The sequence below is a fragment of the Paenibacillus sp. MBLB1832 genome, assembly GCF_032271945.1.
GTDB lineage: Bacteria > Bacillota > Bacilli > Paenibacillales > NBRC-103111 > Paenibacillus_E > Paenibacillus_E roseopurpureus.
The window spans coordinates 1,655,990-1,672,954 of record NZ_CP130319.1 but is presented as its reverse complement, the minus strand read 5'-3'; the positions used below and the strand labels follow the sequence as shown (position 1 = coordinate 1,672,954).

Below are 16,965 nucleotides of genomic sequence, written 5' to 3'. Positions count from 1 at the left end.
CAACAAACAAAGGAGCCAGCGATCCAATCGCTAGCTCCTTTGTTCTTATCAATTTATGAAATTTTGGCAAGTGATTCTTGTTGATGCTCACGAATTAGAAAGCGGATGTAACCGACGGTCGTATCTTTCACTCTCTTGGCTTCTTCAAGCGTTGCAAAGCTATATTCCGCATGGTCTGTACTGCCATACTTCATCAGCTCATCGTGATTCATGCCAAGTGTAGAAAAATTATGTACGAGTTCATAAGGGGTCTTCTGATCCACATGTTTCACGAAAATATCTTTGGAAAAGAAAGAGCCTTGTTTCTCCACCTTAAAGGTGACACGAAACGGCTTATCCTTATCCGAGACAAAACATTTAATGGTCACGTCGATTTCCATCGTTTTATAATCGGCTGTGTGCACCGGTTCCTGCTTTGGTTTATGCATCCATCTTTTCAATAGTCCCAGCACAAGACTCCTCCTCAGGCACGTTGACTTATCCTCATATTGTATCCAAACCCTCGTAAATTGACAACCCAGATTATGGATTCTTTAGAATATTAAGAAGAGCTTAGGTACGAATACCTAGTCATTTCCTTGACTGCCAACCAACTTAGGACTTAAGGAGGACTTATATTTCCAAGTGATTAATAAACATAAGGCCCCCGTTAACATTCCGCACACAATAAAGGCGCCATTCGCCCCGAAATGATCCGCAATAAAGCCTGAGAACAAACTGCCGATCGGCGTCGAACCTGCAAAAACAAGGGCATAAACACTCATTACCCTTGCGCGAAACTCGTCTTTGGCATTCATTTGAAGGGCGGAATTGCTGTTCGTTGCGAGCATAATATTGAAGAAACCCGTACAAGCAAGCAGGACACCACAGATCCACACTGAACTCGTTAGCCCATTTAAAATTAAACAAACCCCAACCATACAGCTGGCAATCATGCTGACTTTCAGTTTTGGCCCCTTTTTACTGCGAAAAGACATCGTTAACGCCCCTGCCAGCGAACCCACCCCTAAGCAGGACATCAGGGAACCATACGTCGTTTCGCTCATATGCAGCACATTTTTGGTGAAAACTGGAATGAGAATGTTGAAGTTAAAAGCGAGCGTCCCAATGACCGCAACCAGCAGAACGGTTGGCGACAAAAGCGGATCTTTGGCGATATAAACGATGCCGTCTTTAATCTCTTTGAAAATACCTTCCTTAGAACGCGCTTTACGCACATACGGAGCCGTTTCAATATGAGCCAAGCCGTAGAGCACAGCGACGAAGCTAAAGCCATTTAGCAGAAAGCACCACCCCGCCCCAAGCCAAGCCATCATTACAGCGCCGATCGAAGGCCCGATAATTCTGGCCATATTAAATGTTGTGGAATTCAGTGCAACAGCATTCATTAGATCGTCTTTGCCCACGATTTCTACATTAAAAGACTGCCTAGTCGGCATATCCAGCGTGTTATTCAACCCTAGCAACAGTGCTAATACTAAAATATATTCATAACGAACAGTGTCCGTTAACACTAGAGCAGCCAAGGCAAAGGCAAGAATCATGGAAACAGTCTGGGTGACGATCAAGATCTGTTTCTTTGGATATTTGTCCACGATGATGCCAGCAAATAAGGAGAACAGCAGGATGGGAAGAAACTGACACGCAGCGACGATCCCCAGTTTCAGCGACGAACCCGTAATGGTGAGCACGAGCCAGGATTGCCCGATATTTTGCATCCAAGTCCCGATAAGCGATACGCATTGCCCGAACCACATATACCGATAATTGCGGTGCGTGAGCGCATGGAAATGACGATCAATGAACACAGACCCCGCAGCCCTCATATTCATACGTCAACCTCCTCCTCTGCAAAGTGCGCCGCATTATGTCCCATTTTTTCTAAAATAACGAGCGCCAGCCCCTTCTCCTCCTCGGATAAGCCGAACGTTAGCCGTTCACGCCAGTCCGTGAGTACTTTACGTACATCCTCTTTGATCTCTATAGCTTTCTCTGTGAGATGGATCTCATTGCAACGCTTATCTTTTTCACTGACTGTGCGTGTGATATAGCCTTGCGCCTCGAGCTTCTTCAGCGCTTTCGCCGTTGTCCCTTTGTCAATTTTCAAATAGTCCGCTAACTCTTCTTGGGTCAAACCGTCTTCCCGGTATAGCGCATTCAGAAAAATGTGCTGGCCCCTTCCGATCTCAAATTGCTTCAAGTGTTCACCTATGTACATCTGACCATACCGATATATCAGGGAAACCCAGCGCGGAATCGAATTTCGCGTTTCAATCATGGCCTTCCCTCCTCCAAAATAGTAAATACAAGCCAATTCGTTGCACTTGCCACTAATTTAGTGTACGTCTAAACCGTTGCATTTGCAACGGTTATTTTTGGGGGTGGGTGAGGGGTTTGGCCAGATAAATCAACAAAAAGCCCCATCGTCTTCATGTAATAGACGACATGGCATGGTACTCAACTGTTGCGCCTAGTTGCTAGACTGAAATGATGAAATTCATCACTACAGAAGCAGATCTCAGACATACATGCGCTGAAATGATGAAAATCATAATTCCAGCTTCAGGAGCCAGTTGGCTCCTCAGCTCTTTATAGAAACTTCACACATACAGGTCGCGAAATCGCGACGGTATGTCCCGTTTCATGCAGCATCCCCGTTTCCGCATCACGGCGGAAAACGACGATGCTGTCCGACGCTTGATTCGCCGCGAGCACATACGCGCCGTCTGGCGACAGCGCGAAGTTCCGCGGCGTCTGCCCCAGCGTTGACTGCCAACCCCGAACCGACAGCTGCGCGCTGCCCGGATCGACTGCATAAACCGCGACACTATCGTGCCCGCGGTTCGATGCGTACAAGAAGCGGCCATCCTCAGAGAGGTGGATGTCCGCGCAGTAATTCTCGCCGCTGAAGCCCTCCGGCAGCGTCGAAACGGTCTGGACCGCGGTCAACACGCCCGCGTCCGCCTCATAGGACAGCACGCTGACCGTGCAATCCAGCTCATTCACCGCGTACACTACCGTGTTGTCCGCGTTAAAAACCAAGTGCCGCGGGCCTGCGCCTGGCACCATAGCTGCTGCGCCATGCGCCAGCAGCTCGCCGCGCGTCGCGTCCCAGCGGTACACCACCAGCTGATCGAGACCGAGATCAGCTGCTACGACATACCGATTGTCCCGTGACGGGACAATCGAATGCGCATGCGGCGCCTCTTGGCGATCCGCTTGCGGGCCAAGTGCTCCCTCATGTTTGAGCAGTTGACTCGGAGAGCCTAGTCCGCCATCCGCATCAATCGGATAGACAGTCACACTGCCGCTCGTATAGTTCGCTACAAAAGCGCAGCGATTCGTCGCATCCAAGCTAATATAGCAAGGCGCGGAACCGTTCGTCGGCTGCTGATTGATTTTGCTTAGACGACCTGTATCCGTATCAATCGCATAAGCGGCAACCGAACCGCCATCGCGCCCATCATACGTATCCGTTTCACTCACGGCATAAAGTCGTGTACGGTCTTTGTTCAGAGCGAGATACGAGGCGTTAGGCAAATCGGTGTACGTTTCGACCAGCGTTAGTTCCCCATTTTGAACATTAAAAGTGTAGCAAGCAATGCCGTTCGGATGTTGATCATCCGTGTATGAACCCGTGTAAACGTACGTTAACTGATTTTCCCCATTGGACATGCGAACCTCTGCCTCCCTATGTCTTCATTGCTTTCTCACGATATGCTTGCGCTTCCAAATCGCCGTCAAACCCATCGCAATCATCGCGCCATACATCGCTACCGCCATATCATGCTGAGCATCCCACGGATCCCCTTGTGCACCTACAAATAAAATGCCCAACTCTGGAGCGACGAGGAACGCCACCCACATTTCGATGAGCTCGTAAAAAGCACCCATAGCCAAAACGATAACACACGTCATCGCATAAATCCATTTGCTTCCAAGCGTTGTCCACGCCCCTAATGCCTCACGTATTGGATACGCGCATAATAGTCCGAAACTGAAGTGCACAAGTCGATCATAATTATCTCGCTCCGTGCCAAACAGTTGACGCATCCACGTATCAAAACCCGTTGTGTTATACGAAGTATAGGCGCCATAGGCATGCAGCAGCAGGAAAACTGCCAATAAAGCATATGAGGTGTTCGTAAAAGTAAACAGTCGATACGTGCCGACTAACCCCGCCAGCGCAGCCCAGATTAATAAATTTTCCAGTACCCAGTCGTAGCGGCTATAGGGTGCAATCGCTAAGCATCCCCACACAACTAGCCACAGCACGATTATGCTCTGTAACTGCCCATTTTTCTTCCACGGTTTCGGATTTGTCCGCATTCGCACAGCCCCCTTCTCATATCTACAGGATTAGCATACTGTGCGAATCAAACTCCTCAAAGTACTAACTTAATCTAGTACCATACTTAATTGAACATGCCCTGGCCGTATAAGCTGCGAAACTCGCTAGGCGTCATCCCTTCATGCTCATGAAACCGTTGGTTGAAATAGCTTGGCGACGTATAGCCCGCTTCAACCGCGATGTCTTTAATCGGCCAATTTTCCTTCTCAATCAAACGCTGCTTCGCGAACTGGATGCGGCATAAGGTAATAAACGAAAGAGGCGTCATCGAAGTGGCTTTACGAAATAATTTGCAGAAATAGTACGTGGAAACGCCCATTGTCTCCGCCCACTCCTCGAGCACGAACGGCTCACAAGCTCTTCGCTGCATCTCGGGAAGCAAGGCCAGCATCCGATCCACGGACTCCATCCCCCGATTGACGGTCAAAGGTGCCGCATAACTCATGAATTCACTCAAAATCATGTAAACCAATGTGCTCAGCTCGGTCGTTCGCAGGATTTGATACGTTTCTGCTTCAAGCAGCAGTTCGTGGAATGCTTTCTCCAGACCCGCGCTGCGTTTCAACGTCCACAGATTGCGCAGAAATCCTTTTTCCAATAGAAACTCCTTCAAGTGATCACCGTAGAAATGAACCCAGCGGATGTTCCACGGATCATCTTTGGAGCTGTAGTACCGTTGTTTTTGATACGGGAAAAATAGAAATCCATCGCCTTTTTGCAAAGTATAAGTCTGCCCCTCGATTTCAACATAGCCTTTGCCTGAGAGGATAAAATGCAAACTATAGGTCGACCACATGCCCTCTGGACGCTCTACCTCATGTTGGGGCTGATTCTGGTACCAGCCGACAGATTCAGGAAAAATGAAATAGTTCGAGTTTTGAAGGGTGGGGAGCATCACATGCCTGTTTGGATTCACGGGTCCCTCCTAATGACAATATTCCGATAGTTGATTACAAAATATTATTATATTCATTTTAGTTCAGTCAATTTATAATGGCAATATAACGTCACTACTTTATCAATTCAAAGGAGATATGTTGTTATGACCAAACTTCGTTGGGGGATTCTAGGCTGTGCTAATATCGCGCTTCGCGCCTGTATTCCTGGCATTAAACAGTCTCAAACTGGTATTGTAAGCGCCATCGCGAGCCGCAATTTGGAGAAATCACAAGAGGCGGCAGATCGGCTAGAGATTCCGAAAGCTTATGGCAGTTATGAAGAATTAATCGCTGATCCTGATATTGATGCCATTTACATCCCCCTCCCGAATCATCTGCACAAAGAATGGACGATTCGCGCAGCGGAGGCTGGGAAGCATGTGCTGTGCGAGAAGCCAGCCGCATTGACGGCTGGGGAAGTGCAAGAAATGATTACAGCCTGTGAAGAGGCAGGCGTTCTCTTCGCAGAGGCATTCATGTATCGCCATCACCCTCGTTACGAGCGTATAAAAGCTATTATGCAATCCGGTGAAATCGGCGATATTCGCGGCATTCACGGTGCATTTACATTTAGCAATCCAGATGATCATAAAAATGTCCGTTATGTCCGCGAATGGGGCGGCGGTTCGGTCTACGATGTTGGCTGTTATCCGCTGAGTGCGGCTAGATTGCTGCTTGAAAGAGAGCCAGAAGCTGTGACGACACACGCTTTCTTCTCCCCAGAGCATGACAACGTCGATATGATGATGTCTGGCCTCGTTGAATTCAGTGGCAACGTTGCGTTAACCTTCGATTGCGGGATGTGGGCTTCGTTCCGTAACACGTTGGAAATTCTTGGTTCCAAGGGGCGCATCGTGATTCCTTCTGCTTTTGTCACACCGACGGAAGAATCAGGTCATTTCCGCGTCTATGTAGGGAATGAAGAGCGCGAAGAGCAAGTACCTTTCCTGAATCAATATGCCCTGCAAGTTGATGATTTGGCGTATGCCGCTTGGGGCGAAAAGAGTCTTCGCTTCCCACCGCAAGATGCCATTTCCAATCTGAAAGTGATTGATGCTTGTCTTGTATCTGCGGAAACTCGCACGCGTGTTGTCATTCAATAATCGTAAATGAAGGGCAGGGAGAAGGCTATGCAGCATATTCAGATCAAAGGCTTACATAAACCGGTATCTAAATTGGTAATGGGTTCTGATTTTTTCACATTAAGCAACGGCGCTGATGTTAGCGAAATTCTTCATCATTATGTGGCCATTGGCGGCAACGCCATCGACTCCGCCCATATTTATTGCGGCGGGCAAAGTGAGCAGGCCATTGGTATTTGGCTGGATGAGACAGGAAAGCGTGAAGAGATGGTGCTCTTCACGAAAGGCGCGCATCATGATCAGAACGGCCCTCGCGTCAATCCCGAGGCTATTCGTCATGATTTGCTGACAAGCTTAGAGCGACTGCGTACCGACTACATTGACTTGTACGGCCTTCATCGCGATGACCCTGCGACCCCTGTCGGCATCATCGTTGAAGCGTTGAATGAGCATCTGGAAGCTGGGCGCATCCGCGCCTTCGGCGGATCAAACTGGACGCATCAACGCTTGCAGGAAGCGAATGACTATGCGGCACAGCACGGCCTCGTCGGCTTCAGCTTCAGCTCCCCGAACCTTAGCCTCGCGAAGCCTAACGAGCCCTTCTGGCCAGGCTGCGTCTCGGCCGATGCGGAAGCCCTGAGCTGGTACGAAGCGCACCAGTTCCCGCTGCTGTCGTGGTCGTCGCAGGCGCGCGGCTTCTTCACGGGGCGGTACTCGCCCGAGGTCCGCGACAACGCCGATCTTGTTCGCGTCTTCTACAGCGACGCCAACTGGACGCGACTGCAGCGTGCGCAGAAGCTTGCCGAAGAGAAAGGCGTCAGCGCGATCCAGATCGCGCTGGCGTATGTGCTGAGCCAGCCGTTCCCGGCGTGCGCGCTGATTGGACCGCGCAGCGAAACTGAGATGCGCTCGTGCCTCGCTGGCGCGCAGCTCGTGCTCAGCGCAGAGGAGCTGGCGTGGCTTGATTTGACAGAAGCTGCGGTGTAGCTGCTGTGCGAAAATTCGAGCGTTTTAAGCAGAAATCTGGCAAATAAGCTCTCAGTCAACCGTTAGAGTTGAAAACGGTACATATCGGACTAAATAAGCGCTGTGACAACCGTTAAAAAAACGCCTTATGGCGTCCACTTAGAATCAGATCCTACAAGAGAGCCACTAAGATCGCCAATTAGTCGATTTCTTCGACTAATTCCTGACACAAGGCCACATTTGTTGGCAAGTAAGTCGATTTTAACGACTAATTCCAGCACGGGACCCTTTCTGCTGGCGAGTTAATCGATATTTTCTACTAACTCCAGAATAAATATGGATAGCTGATATTTCAACGAAAGGGGACACCAATGTCGGTGTCCCCCATTTTTCTTTTCAATCAAACAAAACCGAATTCCATTTGCATCCGTTACCTTTAATAGCATACATAACAAGGAGCTGGTACATGTTGAACAAATGGATACAAGCAACCCTTTGCGGGATGCTTCTCTTCGCTGCATCCGGCTGCAGCGGGAAAGAAGCTAGCCCGGCAGCAAGCACGCCGGCTGCCGCAACAAGCACGCCGTCGGCGGCAGCGACGGCAACAGCTGCGCCGACTCCGCAGGTGTCGGCGACTACAGCCCCAGCGGCAACGGCTTTGCCTGCCGCCACGGCCAGCCCTGCGGCTGCCAGTGCAACGCCGCAGCCCCAAGCTTCGGCGACACCATCGCCGAAGCCAACGCCTACACCGGCGCCAGCGAGCGCGACGCCAGCGCCAACGCCTACACCTGCGGTCTCCGTCAAGCCGCAGGAAACAGCAGTCAGCAGCAACGCGAAAGCCGAGCTGCTCTACAAAAACAACTGCCTTGTTTGCCATGGCGAAGGCTTAGCCGGCGATTATGGCCCCGATCTGACTAAGGTGGGGGCACGTAAAACCAAAGAGCAGATCGTCAACCAAATCATGAATGGCAGGGTCGAAATGCCGCCGTTCAAAGACAAGTTGAAACCCGAAGACATCGATGCGTTAGCCAATTGGCTGGCTAGCAAGAAATGAAAAAAATGCAGGCCCCTTTCTCAAGAAAGGAAGCCTGCATTTTTTCATTTCAAGTCGATCCCAGTACCTTTTTCCCTCGCGGTTGTGTGCCGTTCGGATCTGGCTCTAACGTGACACCAATGGAGTCGATTTTCAACTCCTTGACATTCACATCATAGGCCAGCACACCTACACCCTTTTTATCCACATGCAGCGTACCGCAGTTATACTTCTTCCCATTATGGTTCAGCCACACTTGGTAGGTCCAGTCCCCTTGCGTTTCTTTCAACCCAGACAGATTGACCACAACTTTATTCATATCCCCATGCTTGACGACCCAAGCAGTTCCTGAAGCCGATGGCATAGCAGTGTCTGCTGATGTCAACTCAAACGTATTGACGACTTCTGCGGGCAAATCCACCGATTCCTGTGTCGTTTCTTTAGTACTCGTGAATGGATTGTAGTTCCATACAGTGCCTACAACAATACCAAGAATGATCACTGCCGTTAAGCCATACATCCATGTGAAAGAGCGACGCTTCCGCCTAGGTTCCTTGGCAATCGCGTTCATCACCTGACTCTTCAAATCCGATGGCACCTCGACTTCTTCCATCTGAAAAGGAAGCGAAAGCCAGACGGATTGCAATTCTGGCAGTTCTTCTCTGCATGAATCACAAGTGCGCAGATGCCGTTCGAAAGAAGCACGTTCCCATTCCGTGCATTCGCCTGTTAAATAATTGATGAGATAGCTGCAGTCGACAGGTTCTAGCTCTTTCATGGGTCATCCTCCCCTCAGTGATGTCAAATGCTTGCGAAGTATTTTTAAACATTGATGCAAACGGCTTTTAACCGTACCCACAGGTTCATTCTTATGAGATGCAATCTCGCTTAATGAGTAACCTTCCCAATACATCATTTCGATCAGTTCAATTTGATTCGTTGATAAATGCACATACGCTTGCTGAATTTGTTCAGCCGTCCATTTGCGGGAAATAACCGTCTCTGGATTCGCTTCTCCCGAAACAAGCTTTTGCTCCCACTCACGGGGCTCAAATCGAACAACTTGGCCCAGTTTACGATTCTTGCGTACGTAATCAATCGTTATGTTGCGTGTGATTGTGATCATCCAGTTGACGAAGCTGCCCTTGCTGGCATCATAACCTGTGACAGTTGTCCACAGTCGCGTAAACACTAATTGTACGATTTCTCTCGCTTCCTGCTCATTCTTCATGGCTTTCATGGCAAACGAGTACACTAGCTTAGCATAACGATCGTAGAGCTCTTCTAAAGCAGATTGCTCTTTCGCCATAACCAGCTTCATGAGCTCTCCATCAGTTCGATTTCGCATAGCCTGGCTCTCCCCGAGTCGATTAAAGTCTATTTCCCTCTAACCATACCATATTTCCATCAAAAATAGACAGAAAAACTCCAACCTTTCTGTATGAAACAGAAGGTTGAAGTTCACCGTTACAGCCTATCTGCTTTCCGTTTTGGCAGGATCTAGCACGAACCAAACTTTCCCTACATTTTGTCCCGTTGTGTCTCCAGGGTTCTTATCTTTAATCCAATAGTACAAAGGCCAGCCTTTATACGTCGTTTGCTTCGTACCGTCGTTACGAGTGAATTCACCAAAATCGCTAGCGTTCAAATCACTCGACACCGTCAAATTCGCATCATAGAAAACGGGCCAGTTCACGATACATTGACCAACACACGAATTCATATCCCCTTTATCCTTTGTAAACAGGTAGAGTGCCATTCCTTTGGAATCGACTAGATACGTGCCAAGTTGATCCGATTTGCTCGTTTTCACCGAGCTGTTTACTGCTTTCGTGCCGCTAAAGCTTGCAGGATCGACAACAAACCAGACCGTACCTACATTTTGACCTGTCGTATCTCCCATTTTCTTATCATCTACCCAATAGTATAAAGGAAACCCCTTATAGGTGGTTTGTTTCTTCCCATCAGCGCGAACCATCGTTCCAAAATCTGCCGAATTCACGCCTGTAGGTGCAGCAATGTGATCCGCATAGAAAATCGGCCATTTATCTAAGCATTTTCCAGAACAGTTGCTAACGCCTTTCGTATCTTTGTCGAAATAGTATAACGTCATGCCATTCGCATCTGTCAAAAAGTTGCCAAGATCGGCTTTCGTCCCAACGGCAACGCCAGCCGCCGGCTTAATAACGTACCATACTTTACCAACTGCATCACCAAACGTATCACCTGCTGCTTTATCCGTAGCAAAATAATATAAAGGCCAGCCTTTGTAAGTAATTTGCTGCTTGCCATCTTTACGTACAAATAGGCTAAAATCAGCGGCTTGGAAGCCCGCAGGCACTACAAATTGATTATCAGCATAAATCGGCCATTTCGCTAGGCATGCATCCACACAGGAATTCAGATCTGCGGCATCCTTTGTAAAATAGTAAAGTGTCATCCCTTTGGAATCCGTCAGATAGCTTCCCAAGGCATCATTTTGCTTTAATTGCAGCGATTTGTAGGAAAGTTCCGCTTGTTTATCCGCTGCAAGCACGCCTTTTTCGGTTAGAACAGCTGCCAATGTTCGATCGCTGCCCTTTGATTTTGTATGTAGCGCTTCAATCGTCGCCGTTGCTATGTTCATATTTACGATATGCTGGATCGCCGCAATTTTGGATAAGCCCTTTTCCTCTGCAAAAGCGATCGTCTTATCGAACTCGAAGTCTACGCCTTGCTTATAGCCGAGAGCTTCTAGTAATACCTTGTAATACGCCTGGGATGTGATGCCAGATAACGGATCAAATTGGTCCGCACCTGTTCCTTGCCAGCCAAGCTCGGGATGCGCTTTGAGATAACCAAGTACCGATTGACCCTCGCGATAAACAAGACCAGCATCCTTAAAATTATCCGTCCCGCTGTACGCTAGTGCCTCCGACTCCAGACCTTTTAATCGTAGAAACATAATTGCTGCTTGAAATCTCGTCGTGGACTTCGCTAAATATTCTGAAGTAAGCCCGCTTCCGTCACCATGCAGAATGCCCAGATCGCCTGCGATATCGGTCTCTGACTTCACTTGCAATGGCTCCGCTGCGAACGCGGTCAAAGCGCTCATGCCCAAGACAACGCCAAGAGCGACGCTTGCGGAAATAACCAATTTTTTCAATTTGCTCATACGGGTATATACGCCTCCTAAAGTAAGTTGATGATCCATCAACTTCTGGTGAAATGCTTTTCCTATTAAGGTAACGCAGCTTACCTGATATCGGTTTGCACTTTATAAATAAAAAAACTGTCCACAGATAGATTTAATCTACACGTAGACAGTTTTTATAAGTTACACTTCCATCTCCACCACCAGAACATCCCATATTTGCAATTGCGGGATTGTCACCGTCAATACATTCCCTTTGTCCCCTGGATGCACGGCATATTCTAATATCTGAGGACGACCTAGATTGCTGTCTGGGGACGCCATGAAAACTGATCTCGCCTTTCCATCTAGCACTATGCTTACCTTCATGTCCTTTTGAATAAGGGGCCGTTTCTTCCCTTCATTCCATAAATCATCATTATTCGTTAAATTAATGAAATGAATTGTCTTATACTTCGCATTTTCTTTCATGATCGTCCAAACTTTCCCCGCTTCACCGTAGGAACTACGGTCAATACCTTCGAATACATATTCGAAATTGTCGCCATCCGTATGTGTCATCGAAACGTCACGCATGGAATCATCATGAAGCACATTGGTATACCGGATGATAAAATCATAGTAATCTCGAATCTGCCTAATGAAGGCTGGATCCTCCAGCGTCGTATGATCCACATAATAGCCTTGTGTCAGCACACCTTGCTTCTCCCCATGGAGAAGATGAGAGCCCCCGCTAGCCGCAATGACGGCTGTTAAAAGTAACGCTGATAGGTTAGCCTGCGCCATCGTCTCAGTTGTAGCTTCCTTAAATGGCTTGAGATAAGCCGCCAGAATGACGGGCTTGCCCTGACTGACTAGCTTCGCACGGGAGATAATCCCTTGGAGGTGATGGTAACGCTCGTAGGGATGCCACACTTCTACATAGATCGCATTTTGATCCGCCAAGCCAACTGTATCTACCGGCCAATTCCCTACATTGTTGAATATGAGGCAAATATCATCCTTGCTCTGCTCGAGTTCCTTTCTCGTATTATCAATTAATACCGGGAAATGCTCCTGCAACCGCTCCATTTTCTCGATACCGTTCAGCCTTGATATCGCTGTTTTCGGGAATCCGTACGTATCCATATGAATACCATCAAAGTCGAGCTGTTCGATGGCTTTCACATACTCCCCAATAATATGCTGGTGCCACGGCGATGCTGGTGAGGTATTCATGATGTAGAAGATATCGATAAACGTTAGCACTTTCCCTGCGCTATCATACAGTGCCCAATCAGGATGCTTCTCATAAAATCCTTTATTCGCCGCATACACAGCGCCATAGGCCATGGCTTTCATGCCGTATTGATGGCAAAGCGCAATCTTCTCCTTAACAACACCTATACTGAGATCTCGTCCCATTAAATCGCGGAATTCATCTTGTGGCGGGATGAGATCGTCATGTTTATACATCCAATCGTAAAATTGCACCACATTCAGATGCAGTTTGTTGATATAGGCCACATCTGTCGTATCCCCCGCTTCCGAAGTATAGAAATCACTTAGAAATCCATAGCGGATGGATTTGCGCCAATCGGAAACCACATCAAATGACGTCGATTGCTCATCAGTCAGATTGCCTTGCTCATAGAGGCTTACATCTACCCCATAACCATTACATTCTGCATCTTTAGGCGTAATACTCAGTTCAACATTCGTAACTTCAGAAGGTTTTGCCACCACGTCACACGCATACACTTCTAATTGATGTTGTAAAAATGACACACTCGTGTCCAAACGGAGCTTCACTGATCCAGCTGTAGGATTGGCAATCTCTATGACGATGGTGATGCTCTCATTTCGAATAAACTGTGCTTTCTTCGGGTAGACATCCTGAATATATGGCTGCATCTGCTTCATTGTATTCATCCTTTCACCGCTCCTGCGGTTATACCCTTAATAAAATACTTTTGGAAAACCAGAAATGTAATGACCGCTGGCGATACACCAATAACCGCTGCGGCTGCCATCAAGTTCCATTGAGCACCATAGCTTTGGAAAAACATATTGATTGCCAGAGGTACGGTTCTCATAGATTGACTTTGCAGAAAAAATACAGCCTGCCCATAGTTATTCCAGATCGATAGTCCCGAAATTATGACTACCGACGCAGTAACAGGCTTTAGGAAATGGAAAGTGATCCGCCAAAATGCGGAGAAGTACGTACATCCGTCCATGATTGCAGACTCTTCAATTTCGCGCGGCAGCGCCTTGATGAAGCTGGTATACAGAAAGATGGCCAGAGGAAGTGAATTCGTTGCCAATAGTAAAATCATCGCCCAATGCGAGTTGATGCCATGAATATTTTTCATCAATGTGTATAGGGGTACTGTAATAATAATGGCAGGAATCATCATACACAGCAGCAACGTCGAATAGATTGCCGAGTTCCATTTGTTTTTAAATCTAGCGATGGAGTAGCCCGCCGTACTAGATACGAGAACGATCGTGAGCACCGCTCCCACCGTAATAATGAGAGAATTAATGATCGCGTTGCCTAGCTTCGATGATTTCCATGCGGAGCTAAAATTTTGGAAATGGAAGTCTGGCAGGAGATTGAACCCGTCAAACATCGTGCGCGATGGTGGATTCAAGGCCAAATATAATAGTACATAGAAGGGAATAATCGACAGCAATGCCATGATGAATACGATTACATACTTGCTAATATGGTTGGTTAATTTCATAGGACTGCCCTCTCACATTTCGTACTCTTTCGATTTGGTTACTCGAAGAAACACATAAACAGGTATGATAATTATGGCGAACAAAATGAGAGCCACTGCTGTTGAATAGCCCGTAAAGCTGCCATATAACATTCGCAGGATATAAATACTTAGAGATTCCGTGCTATAGCCTGGTCCACCGTCCGTGAGCGCTAAGATTACATCAAATACGGAGAGGGAGCCTATGATATTGGTCACGATATTGATTTTGATCGAAGGGTACAACATGGGAATCGTAATATACCGCAATGATGCAAAGTAGCTTGCACCGTCTATTTTACCTTGTTCGTAGATTTCCTTAGGGATCGACTGAAGTCCAGCTAAGTAGACAACCATCGTAATACCAACGTACTGCCAGACGTTTACCAAAACGAGAACCTTCAATGCCGAAGAACTGTCCCCCAGCCAGTCGCCACTCAAAAAAACAAGATGAAGCTGATTCAACATATGATACAGAAAGCCCCGTTCTGGTTGAAGAATGAAATACCAGATATACCCCATAATGAGCGGACTAATGACGGCAGGCAAATAAACAATCGTTCGAACGATGCTCTTACCTTTGAATTGACGATCTAACAATAAAGCATATAAAAAACCAAAAAGATTCAGCAGCGGAGCGCTCCCCAATGCGAAAAGAACGGTATTCTTCACATCATTCATGGCGCGATCATCATGAAAAAATGTGACAAAGTTATCCAATCCAATGAAGGAGGCTGCCTTGATGCCATTAGAATCAGTTAAACTGATCCCGATTCCCTGCGTGAGGGGATATATGAAGAAGAAAGCAAACAGCAGAATGGCCGGCAGTGACATGAATTTATGCAAATGAGTGCTAATTCTACGAAGCAGCATAAGTGTGTTCTCTCCTATCTGAATCATGTAGGAAGAATCCACCTTGGCTTTCTGTGAATTCTTCCCACATTACCTGACTTTGTTTGAGGTGCTATTTTTTATTCGTCGCGTTCCAAGCTTTATCCCAAGTCGCTGTATACTCTTTGGCGAAGTCAATGGAGGTCTTATATTTGCCTGCCAACAATTCTTGCACCATTCTTCCTGCATCATCACCAGAGAAGCCAGAAGGTGTATCTGTAAATGCAATGTTCACACCTGTTTTCAAAGCAGCTGATGCTTGATCCTTCAGTGGACCCCAATCAGCGCTCACGTCTGTGAAGGAAGAAGGCGTTTTCAAGAATTCACTGTACGTTTTTAGATTTTCAGGCTTGAAGAGGAAGTCTAAGAACAGCTTAGCCTCTTGTTTGTGCTTGGAATCTGACGTGATCGCATATCTGGAATCGTCAGCCGAAATAACTACTGGCTTCGTTCCGTCAATCAATGCGGGGAATGGGCTAAAGCCGATATCGTCCTTCAGATTTGGATTGATTTTAAGTAGATCGCCAAGTACCCACATGCCTTGAGAGATTAAAGCTGTTTTACCTGCAGCAAACGATTCCTTCTGATTGTCATACGTTGCTGTCAGCGCATCTTTGTTAATCAGTCCATCGCTTTTCAATTTGAGCATTCTTGCTGCAAAAGTATCCATGCTGCCGTTTGGCGCATCAAATGCTAATTTCTCTTTCTCATTGTTGATGAATGCTAGGCGAGCAGGATTCACACCGTACTTCTGCTTCACAACGCCATGCGCCATAAACTCAATCAAATGACCAAGTGTCCATGAGTCTTTTCCAGCTAAGAACATCGGTGTGATATCTGGTTTCTTGGCTTTGATTGCTTTGAGATTAGCTTCAAAATCTGCCCATGTTAGCGCTTCCTTCAAACCAAGCTCGCCAAACAATTTCTTGTTATAGAAAATACCTGCCATCGTAACGTTGGTCGCAACTCTGAACTGCTTACCTGTCTTCACATCCGTGGACAGTTCTTTCACAGATGGCAACACTCTAGACCAGAATGCCTCACCCGACAGATCCAAATATTTACCCTGGTCGATATAATCTTGCTCAACAACCGTCGTGATATCAGGCACATCGCCAGAAGCGAATTTCACTTTAATAACATTGCTCGCATCCTTCTGGTATTCCTGTTCAACTTCGATCCCTGGATTGGCTGCGTTAAACTTCTTAATCAGATCATTCATGAGTTCAACGGTTTCTACTTTACCCGTGAAAAACTTCAGCTTCACCTTTTCTTTCGCTGGCGCGGGCGTCGCTGCTGGTGCTGCTGTCGCTGCGGCCGTGCTAGCTCCTGGAGTGCTACTAGGTGTTGAACCTCCATTGCTGCATGCCCCTAAGGTAGATACAAGTAATGCACTACATGCAGCCAACGACAATGATTTCTTAATCACGCTGCTTCCTCCCTTTTCTACTTGCTATTGTTTGGTTGCTACAGCTTTATCTTACTTCGATCAGAGCGACGTTGAATACACCATTTTTTCATGATCATGGTACGTTTTTTTATGCTCCCCTCCATCCTTTCCTATTAAAATGTGAACCACAACACCATGCACACGCCTATTCGATCACAAAAAAACGAACCTATATAAACTTTCCAGTACAGGACCTGCGGCTACTGGGGACTGGTCGAACCTGAACATTGTATTAACTCGTCAAAACCCTAGCACTTCCGTATGGTCTGAAGATGATGCTCTCTCCATCCACTATCGCATCATGACGACTGGTGAAACCTGGTATTACGGCAATGTCGAGTAATCGAGCAGATTAAGGCAAAAACAAATACCCT

The 16,965-nt window shown here is 47.2% G+C and carries 16 protein-coding genes; 3 read left to right on the top strand and 13 right to left on the bottom strand.

The genetic code is table 11. The features are described 5' to 3' along the window. Positions 1–53 precede the first annotated feature (53 nt). From MJB10_RS07550 to MJB10_RS07525, 6 genes are all read right to left on the bottom strand, one after another. Positions 54–428: a hypothetical protein gene (locus MJB10_RS07550; protein ID WP_314803129.1), complete on the bottom strand. Its 375-nt coding sequence runs from the start codon at positions 426–428 to the stop codon at positions 54–56. Positions 429–566: 138 nt separating this feature from the next. Next, positions 567–1,832 carry an MFS transporter gene (locus MJB10_RS07545; RefSeq protein WP_314803127.1) on the bottom strand — a complete coding sequence of 422 codons (1,266 nt, stop codon included), beginning with the start codon at positions 1,830–1,832 and terminating at the stop codon, positions 567–569. Further along, complete coding sequence (locus tag MJB10_RS07540; protein ID WP_314803125.1) at positions 1,829–2,278, bottom strand: MarR family winged helix-turn-helix transcriptional regulator; 450 nt, start codon at positions 2,276–2,278, stop codon at positions 1,829–1,831. The genes MJB10_RS07545 and MJB10_RS07540 overlap by 4 nt, the downstream gene beginning before the upstream one ends. Positions 2,279–2,589: 311 nt before the next feature. Next, on the bottom strand, positions 2,590–3,675 hold the full coding sequence (locus tag MJB10_RS07535; protein WP_314803123.1) for a lactonase family protein: 1,086 nt from the start codon (positions 3,673–3,675) through the stop codon (positions 2,590–2,592). A 24-nt stretch (positions 3,676–3,699) separates the two neighbouring features. After that, the gene (locus tag MJB10_RS07530; RefSeq protein WP_314803121.1) at positions 3,700–4,329 is read right to left on the bottom strand and encodes a DUF2238 domain-containing protein; all 630 of its coding nucleotides are present in this window, start codon (positions 4,327–4,329) and stop codon (positions 3,700–3,702) included. Positions 4,330–4,415: 86 nt separating this feature from the next. Beyond that, positions 4,416–5,267 (bottom strand): helix-turn-helix transcriptional regulator, encoded by an 852-nt coding sequence (locus MJB10_RS07525; RefSeq protein ID WP_314803119.1) that lies wholly within the window; start codon positions 5,265–5,267, stop codon positions 4,416–4,418. Positions 5,268–5,393: 126 nt separating this feature from the next. On the opposite strand from MJB10_RS07525, the gene MJB10_RS07520 reads away from it, so the two are divergent. From MJB10_RS07520 to MJB10_RS07510, 3 genes are all read left to right on the top strand, one after another. Continuing rightward, positions 5,394–6,392: a Gfo/Idh/MocA family protein gene (locus tag MJB10_RS07520; RefSeq protein WP_314803117.1), complete on the top strand. Its 999-nt coding sequence runs from the start codon at positions 5,394–5,396 to the stop codon at positions 6,390–6,392. 27 nt (positions 6,393–6,419) lie between these two features. Continuing rightward, positions 6,420–7,358 carry an aldo/keto reductase gene (locus MJB10_RS07515; RefSeq protein ID WP_314803115.1) on the top strand — a complete coding sequence of 313 codons (939 nt, stop codon included), beginning with the start codon at positions 6,420–6,422 and terminating at the stop codon, positions 7,356–7,358. Between the two features lie 445 nt (positions 7,359–7,803). After that, positions 7,804–8,391 (top strand): c-type cytochrome, encoded by a 588-nt coding sequence (locus tag MJB10_RS07510; protein WP_314803113.1) that lies wholly within the window; start codon positions 7,804–7,806, stop codon positions 8,389–8,391. Positions 8,392–8,440: 49 nt separating this feature from the next. Here MJB10_RS07510 and MJB10_RS07505 read toward each other — a convergent pair whose 3' ends face one another. The 7 genes from MJB10_RS07505 to MJB10_RS07475 all read right to left on the bottom strand — a co-directional run bounded on the left by MJB10_RS07505 (position 8,441) and on the right by MJB10_RS07475 (position 16,570). Further along, entirely contained in the window at positions 8,441–9,148 is a 708-nt protein-coding gene (locus MJB10_RS07505; protein WP_314803111.1) for an anti-sigma factor, read from the bottom strand. 3 nt (positions 9,149–9,151) lie between these two features. Further along, entirely contained in the window at positions 9,152–9,718 is a 567-nt protein-coding gene (locus tag MJB10_RS07500) for a sigma-70 family RNA polymerase sigma factor (RefSeq protein WP_314803110.1), read from the bottom strand. A 126-nt stretch (positions 9,719–9,844) separates the two neighbouring features. After that, positions 9,845–11,524 carry a hypothetical protein gene (locus MJB10_RS07495; RefSeq protein ID WP_314803109.1) on the bottom strand — a complete coding sequence of 560 codons (1,680 nt, stop codon included), beginning with the start codon at positions 11,522–11,524 and terminating at the stop codon, positions 9,845–9,847. Between the two features lie 162 nt (positions 11,525–11,686). After that, complete coding sequence (locus tag MJB10_RS07490; RefSeq protein ID WP_314803107.1) at positions 11,687–13,414, bottom strand: glycoside hydrolase family 66 protein; 1,728 nt, start codon at positions 13,412–13,414, stop codon at positions 11,687–11,689. Continuing rightward, complete coding sequence (locus MJB10_RS07485; protein ID WP_314803105.1) at positions 13,411–14,232, bottom strand: carbohydrate ABC transporter permease; 822 nt, start codon at positions 14,230–14,232, stop codon at positions 13,411–13,413. Before MJB10_RS07485 ends, MJB10_RS07490 begins: the two co-directional genes overlap by 4 nt. A gap of 12 nt (positions 14,233–14,244) precedes the next feature. Beyond that, the gene (locus MJB10_RS07480) at positions 14,245–15,150 is read right to left on the bottom strand and encodes a carbohydrate ABC transporter permease (RefSeq protein ID WP_314803102.1); all 906 of its coding nucleotides are present in this window, start codon (positions 15,148–15,150) and stop codon (positions 14,245–14,247) included. Positions 15,151–15,214: 64 nt separating this feature from the next. After that, complete coding sequence (locus MJB10_RS07475) at positions 15,215–16,570, bottom strand: ABC transporter substrate-binding protein (RefSeq protein ID WP_314803101.1); 1,356 nt, start codon at positions 16,568–16,570, stop codon at positions 15,215–15,217. Positions 16,571–16,965: the final 395 nt, after the last annotated feature.

Coding starts and splice junctions, on each gene's coding strand:
- MJB10_RS07550 (WP_314803129.1), bottom strand. CDS start 428: ATGCATAAACCAAAGCAGGAACCGGTGCACACAGCCGATTATAAAACG.
- MJB10_RS07545 (WP_314803127.1), bottom strand. CDS start 1,832: ATGAATATGAGGGCTGCGGGGTCTGTGTTCATTGATCGTCATTTCCAT.
- MJB10_RS07540 (WP_314803125.1), bottom strand. CDS start 2,278: ATGATTGAAACGCGAAATTCGATTCCGCGCTGGGTTTCCCTGATATAT.
- MJB10_RS07535 (WP_314803123.1), bottom strand. CDS start 3,675: ATGTCCAATGGGGAAAATCAGTTAACGTACGTTTACACGGGTTCATAC.
- MJB10_RS07530 (WP_314803121.1), bottom strand. CDS start 4,329: ATGCGGACAAATCCGAAACCGTGGAAGAAAAATGGGCAGTTACAGAGC.
- MJB10_RS07520 (WP_314803117.1), top strand. CDS start 5,394: ATGACCAAACTTCGTTGGGGGATTCTAGGCTGTGCTAATATCGCGCTT.
- MJB10_RS07515 (WP_314803115.1), top strand. CDS start 6,420: ATGCAGCATATTCAGATCAAAGGCTTACATAAACCGGTATCTAAATTG.
- MJB10_RS07510 (WP_314803113.1), top strand. CDS start 7,804: ATGTTGAACAAATGGATACAAGCAACCCTTTGCGGGATGCTTCTCTTC.
- MJB10_RS07505 (WP_314803111.1), bottom strand. CDS start 9,148: ATGAAAGAGCTAGAACCTGTCGACTGCAGCTATCTCATCAATTATTTA.
- MJB10_RS07500 (WP_314803110.1), bottom strand. CDS start 9,718: ATGCGAAATCGAACTGATGGAGAGCTCATGAAGCTGGTTATGGCGAAA.
- MJB10_RS07495 (WP_314803109.1), bottom strand. CDS start 11,524: ATGAGCAAATTGAAAAAATTGGTTATTTCCGCAAGCGTCGCTCTTGGC.
- MJB10_RS07490 (WP_314803107.1), bottom strand. CDS start 13,414: ATGAATACAATGAAGCAGATGCAGCCATATATTCAGGATGTCTACCCG.
- MJB10_RS07485 (WP_314803105.1), bottom strand. CDS start 14,232: ATGAAATTAACCAACCATATTAGCAAGTATGTAATCGTATTCATCATG.
- MJB10_RS07480 (WP_314803102.1), bottom strand. CDS start 15,150: ATGATTCAGATAGGAGAGAACACACTTATGCTGCTTCGTAGAATTAGC.